A 5,494-nucleotide genomic window follows, 5' to 3' on the forward strand; every position below is an offset into this window, starting at 1 on the left:
GAAAAGAGCCGCCGAGCAGCCCTAGGATCGTGGATGCACTACTACAACCACCACCGCAACCACTCAGCCATCGGCAAGGTCCCACCCATCACCAGGTTCAACAACCTCCCTGGGCACTACACCTAGTCGTCGCTCGCCTCGAGGGACGCGAGTGGGACGTCGGGGTGGGCGCGCTCGAAGGAGCGGGCGTGCCAGATGTCGCGCAGCAGCGCCAGGATCGCGCCGTCGCCACGGCGGACGATCTCGATGCCCGGGTATCGGGACACCACGGGCAGGTCGTCGGGCGCGACCTGGCGCGCGAGCGAGAACCCCATGGTGTCGAGGTGCATGGGCGCCGAGAACTCGTGCTCCATGCGGAAGGCCGCGACCTCGAACTGGAGAGGACCGACGGCGGCCAGCACGGGATTGGCGTCTCCGCGCGCCTCCGAGATCAGCACCTGGACCACGCCCTCCTGCTGGAGCTGGCCGATTCCCTTGCGGAACTGCTTGGAGCGGCCGGGGTCGCGCGCCCGTCCGACGGCGAAGTGCTCGGGAGCGAAGGCCGGCATCGGCGGGTAGGAGACGGGCTTGCCGGACGGGTCGTAGATGGTGTCCCCCACGGCGAGGGAGCTGGCGTTGACCAGCCCCACCACGTCGCCGGGATACGCGCGCTCGACCGTCGAACGCTCGCGGCCGAACACCGACAGCGCGTACTTGGTCGCGAACGGGCGCTTGGTGCGCGCGTGCGTGACGACCATGCCGCGCTCGAAGACGCCCGAGCACACGCGGATGAATGCCACGTGGTCGCGGTGCTGCTTGTCCATGCCGGCCTGCATCTTGAATACGAAGCCACTGAAAGGGGTGTCGACGTCGCGGGCGTCGCCGGACTCGTCGGGCCGCGGCAGCGCCGGCGGAGCGAGCTCGATCACCGTGTCGAGCAGCTGCTTGACGCCGATGTTGCTCAGGGCGGCGCCGAACATCAACGGAGTCGACTCGCCGCGGCGGAATCCCTCCGGATCCACGGGCTCCAGCAGCTGCACCTCCTCGTTGGCCGCCACGTACTCCTCGCCCAGTTCGGCCCTGGCCTGCGCCGCGTCGAGCACGCTCTCCTCGGCCACGGCGGCGCCGCCGGGGGCGCGCTTGTAGGTGCGCACCGAGCCATCGGCCGGGTCCAGCAGGCCGGCGAACTGGCCGGCGACGCCGATGGGCCACGTCACGGGGGCGGGCCGCAGGCCGATGCGCTGCTCGAGCTCATCGCACAGGTCCAGCACCTCGCGGCCGGGGCGGTCCCACTTGTTGACGAAGGTGATGACGGGCACGCCGCGCCGACGGCACACATCGAAGAGCTTGAGCGTCTGCGGCTCGAGGCCCTTGGCGGCGTCGAGCAGCATGACCGCCGCGTCCACCGCGGTGAGGACGCGATAGGTGTCCTCGGAGAAGTCGGCGTGGCCGGGGGTGTCGACGAGGTTGACGATGTGGTCGCCGTAGACGAACTGCAGCGCCGCGGACGTGATCGAGATGCCGCGCTTCTGCTCGACCTCCATCCAGTCCGACACCGTGCCCGCGCGGTCGCCCTTGCCATGCACGGCTCCGGCCTCGTCGATCGCGTGCGCGTGGAGCGCGAGCGCCTCGGTGAGGGTCGACTTTCCCGCGTCGGGGTGCGAGATCACGGCGATGCTGCGGCGGCGCGCCGATTCCTCGGCGACGCTGCCATCGTGGAGAACTGGTGCGGTCACTGGCCCGCGCCCGCACCCTCGTGCCTGCGGGCGGGCTGCGACTCTCGACGGAGGCTGCGAGCGAACTCCTCGGCGGTCTCCAGCTGCGAGCGCAGGCTCGCGCAGCGCTCGTCGGCGGCGGCTTCGAAGACTCCCAGGCGCTCGTGCGCCCTGACGCGGGCGGCGGCATCGAGGTCGTCCCGCTCCAACTCGTCGAGGACGGCGAGCAGGTCGCGCATCTCTTCGAGGCTGAACCCGAGGGGCTTCATGTGCTTGACGACCATGAGGCGCGCGATGTCCGACTCGGTGTAGAGCCGGAATCCGCCGTGTGAGCGTGCCGAGGGGGTGATGAGACCGACCTCTTCGTAGTAGCGGATGGTGCGCAGCGACAGGCCAGTGCGGTCTGCCGCCTCGCCTATCTGCTTGTGGTCGTCCATGGTGATCCTCATCCTCGACCATCCACCCTATCCGGACCCAGCCCCGCGTACCGCCGCCGGCGGATGCGAGCGAGCCGCGCTACGCGACCGGCTGCACCCGGACGGAGTCGGAGGCGAAGTCGTCGAGCCACACGCGCGCACCGGCGGGGCGTGTGCTTACTCCGCACCGCCGGAGGCGAGGTCCGCGAGCGCAGCCATCGCATCGGCCGCGTGCTCGCGCCCCACGAAGACGTGGTCACGGTGGAAGCCGGCGACGACGCGGCCCGGCATCCCCTCCCGGGCGAGCGCCCCGGCGACGGCCGCCGTGAGCACCGTCGTGGCTGACGCGCTGGGCGACGCGTGCGACGGGTCGACGGTGAGCGTGATGCGCGCACTCGGGAAGGCGAAGTCGAGCCCATGGCGGGCGGCGGCGTCGATGGGCAGCACCAGGCTCAGCCCCTCGGGCTCCCGCACGGTCGCGACGGCGTCGATGAGCGCGCCCGCGGCGGCGAGGCCGTCCATGGTGGCCCACACGTACGTCTCAGGGTCCAGCTCGGGGCGCAGGGCCGCGATGAGGGCGTCCAGGTCCGCGTCGTCTGCCATGAAGCGAGCGTAGCGACGGAGGTCCCGGTGATGCGCCGTCGCGCGGGGATAGTTTGAGCCAAGCGACTATCAGGAGGAACTGTGACGGATCCAGCGGAGATGCGGGCCAAGATGGCGGAGGTCCCCGTCGAGGACGCGGCGCGCACCGAGTACGAGAAGCTCGAGGGCGACGAGTGGTTCCGGTACCGGGCCGGGCCGGAGCTCGCGGACATGCAGCGCGCCACGATCGCTCGGCTGCGGGAACTGGGCGGGCTGTACTTTGAGGACCCGACGGCGGCGACGCGCATGCTCACCGAGCTGGTGGGCGAGTGCGGGCCGGGCCTGGACTTCCGGCCGCCGATCTACCTCGAGTACAAGGAGCGCGTGCGGTTCGGCTCCAACGTCTTCATCAACGCGAACCTGATGATCTTCGGCAGCGGCATCGTGACGGTGGGCGACAACGCGCTGATCGGGCCCGACACCCGGTTCTACACCGTGAACCACGCCTTCGACGTGGAGTTGCGCCGGGAGGGATGGGAGCGGGCCTTCCCCATCACTCTCGAGCCGGACGTGTGGCTGGGCGGCTCGGTGGTGGTGTGCCCGGGCGTGACGATCGGGCGCGGTTCGGTGGTCGCCGCAGGGGCCGTGGTCACCAAGGACGTGCCTCCGGGCACCCTGGTGGCGGGCAATCCCGCGCGCGTGATCCGCGAGCTGTAGGGCGGGCTCGGCCGGGTCGCGCTCAGCTGCCGGTGGCGCCGCGATAGCGGGCGGCATCGTCGGTGCCGGTGCGCACCCACCCCGAGCGCATGGGTCCGCCCACCGTCGGCAGGGTCGTGCGCCACGCGTACGTGGTCGGCCACCTCCGGAAGACGGGCAGGGCCCTCGTCACCGCCCGCATGAGCCATGGCAGGCCTCTCGGCCGCCACCGTCGCGTGACGTCCAGGTGCACCTCGGCGCGGTCCACGGCGCCGGTCGCCGTCCACGTCCCTCCCGTGAGCGCCTGGCCGTCGACGCCGATGCGCCACTCGCCTGAACGCTCCACCCCTGCATCGAGACGCAGCAGGTCCGGAAAGGCCGGACGGAAGGACACCCGGGCGACGCTCTCTCCGGCGGAGGCGGAGACAGATCGCAGTCCGGTGCCCGAGTCGTCGAGCTCGGCCTCGCCGGGCCCGCCGACGGTCGCGGGCGCGTCCATGTCGCGGTTGAACTCGATCACGCGCAGCCCGGCCGCGTACTTGATGAGATGGCGCCGGTGCAGCGCGGCGCCGGGGAGTCGTCCCACGGCGACGTCCTCGCCGCCGATGCGGATCACGGGGGCGCGGTCGGAGACGTCGCGCACGAGGTCGAACTGCGGCATCCACACGAGCATCAGCGACACGGGCCGCTCGATGCCGGCCCCCACGGGTGCGAGGAGGGCGCCGCGGCTGCGGGCGCGTCCATCACGGTCGTCGATCGAGATCTCGACGAGGTTGCCCTCGACGTCCGTGAAACGCACCTGGGCGGCTACGCCGTCCTCGTCGACCTCGAGGACAGCGGCCTCGAACTCGGTCTCGTTCCAGGAGCGCACTCCCCCGCCGATCCCGTACATGCGCCGGTCGAGCGCGAGCCCGGCCTCGACGTAGCAGTCGATGGCGTGGTCCTCGCGGCGGCTCAGGAACGCCAGCGTGCCGGTGCCGTGGTCGGGGTCGTCGAAGCGCTGGATCTCAAAACCGTCGTAGAGAGGATGGTCGGCGAGCTCGGCGTTGAGCATCGCCGCCATCACATTCATCCGCAGCGACATGGGGCACATGGGTGTGGGATCCGACGGTCCGGGATCCGACGATGTGGGCGGCATCGGCGCGGCGCGGCGCCCGCCTGCGTGCGCATCCTGGCTGCTGGCGTTCACGGTTCCCCCTCGAACTGCTGTCTCCTTTGAACGTACCGTGTGCGCCCGTCGCCGCCAGGGACCAATGTCATGGGCCAGCCCGGGCGACCACCCGCGGATCCATGCCGCACGCCCGAGGTCATTTCACGTACAATCCCTGCATGCCCGACGGCCATAGTCCTGAGCGCCGGTCCGGAGTCCCACCCCTGGTGAGTACTCTCGGCCCGGCGCCTTTTTCCGCACCCCCCGCCGCCGCGCGGATCGCCCCGGCGAGCACCGCAGACGCCGGCCACACGAGCATCGGCCCCGCGTCATGATCGAAGCATGGCTGCTGCTGCTGCTCGTCCTGGCGCTGATCGGCGCGAACGCCCTGTTCGTGGCCGCGGAGTTCGCGTTCGTCACGGTCGACCGCCCGGAGGTCGACAAGGCCGCGCAGTCCGGTGACAAGCATGCTGCGTCCCTCAAGGCGGCGCTCAAGAAGCTCTCGACCGAGCTCTCGGGCGCCCAGCTGGGCATCACGGTGACGAGCCTGCTCGTGGGCTTCATCGCCGAACCGTCGATCGCGACGCTGCTGCGCGGTCCCGTCGAGACGCTCGGGGTGCCCGAGGGATCCGCACTCGCCGTCTCGTTCACCATCGCGTTCATCATCGCGACCTCGACCCAGATGATCTTCGGCGAGCTGGTCCCCAAGAACTGGGCGATCGCCGAGCCCATGCGGATCGGCCGAGCCGTCGCGGGCGGCAACCGCGGCTTCACCTGGTTCATGGGGCCCCTGATCCGCGTGCTGAACGGCAGCGCCAACAGGATCGTGCGCTCTCTCGGCATCGAGCCCCGCGAGGAGCTCGCGTCCGCGAGATCCGCACAGGAGCTCGAGTCCTTGGCGGAGCGCTCCGCCGCGCAAGGCACGCTCGAGCCGCGCGTGGCGCGCCGCCTCGCCC

The 5,494-nt window shown here is 71.0% G+C and carries 7 protein-coding genes; 3 read left to right on the forward strand and 4 right to left on the reverse strand.

Features of this window, described 5'->3' with window-relative positions:
* Window positions 1-126, forward strand: a 126-nt coding sequence (locus ACNI14_RS12600) for an integrase core domain-containing protein (RefSeq protein WP_420520431.1), incomplete at its 5' end; no start/stop codon positions are given.
* Here the strand turns inward: ACNI14_RS12600 and ACNI14_RS12605 are convergent.
* From ACNI14_RS12605 to ACNI14_RS12615, 3 genes are all read right to left on the reverse strand, one after another.
* Entirely contained in the window at window positions 123-1,715 is a 1,593-nt protein-coding gene (locus ACNI14_RS12605) for a peptide chain release factor 3 (RefSeq protein WP_420520400.1), read from the reverse strand. The two genes, ACNI14_RS12600 and ACNI14_RS12605, sit on opposite strands and share 4 nt — an antisense overlap.
* The gene (locus tag ACNI14_RS12610) at window positions 1,712-2,131 is read right to left on the reverse strand and encodes a MerR family transcriptional regulator (protein ID WP_420520401.1); all 420 of its coding nucleotides are present in this window, start codon (window positions 2,129-2,131) and stop codon (window positions 1,712-1,714) included. The genes ACNI14_RS12605 and ACNI14_RS12610 overlap by 4 nt, the downstream gene beginning before the upstream one ends.
* A 156-nt stretch (window positions 2,132-2,287) precedes the next feature.
* Complete coding sequence (locus ACNI14_RS12615; RefSeq protein WP_420520402.1) at window positions 2,288-2,713, reverse strand: ACT domain-containing protein; 426 nt, start codon at window positions 2,711-2,713, stop codon at window positions 2,288-2,290.
* 81 nt (window positions 2,714-2,794) lie between these two features.
* Between ACNI14_RS12615 and ACNI14_RS12620 the strand changes: the two genes are divergently transcribed.
* Window positions 2,795-3,409, forward strand: coding sequence for a sugar O-acetyltransferase (locus tag ACNI14_RS12620; RefSeq protein ID WP_420520403.1), 615 nt, complete (start codon window positions 2,795-2,797; stop codon window positions 3,407-3,409).
* A 22-nt stretch (window positions 3,410-3,431) separates the two neighbouring features.
* Here ACNI14_RS12620 and ACNI14_RS12625 read toward each other — a convergent pair whose 3' ends face one another.
* On the reverse strand, window positions 3,432-4,577 hold the full coding sequence (locus ACNI14_RS12625) for a hypothetical protein (protein ID WP_420520404.1): 1,146 nt from the start codon (window positions 4,575-4,577) through the stop codon (window positions 3,432-3,434).
* A gap of 292 nt (window positions 4,578-4,869) precedes the next feature.
* Here ACNI14_RS12625 and ACNI14_RS12630 point away from each other — a divergent pair.
* On the forward strand, window positions 4,870-5,494 hold a 625-nt coding region (locus tag ACNI14_RS12630), incomplete at its 3' end, for a CNNM domain-containing protein (RefSeq protein ID WP_420520405.1).

It is taken from the genome of Demequina pilifera, from assembly GCF_048814985.1.
In the GTDB taxonomy this organism is placed as follows: domain Bacteria; phylum Actinomycetota; class Actinomycetes; order Actinomycetales; family Demequinaceae; genus Demequina.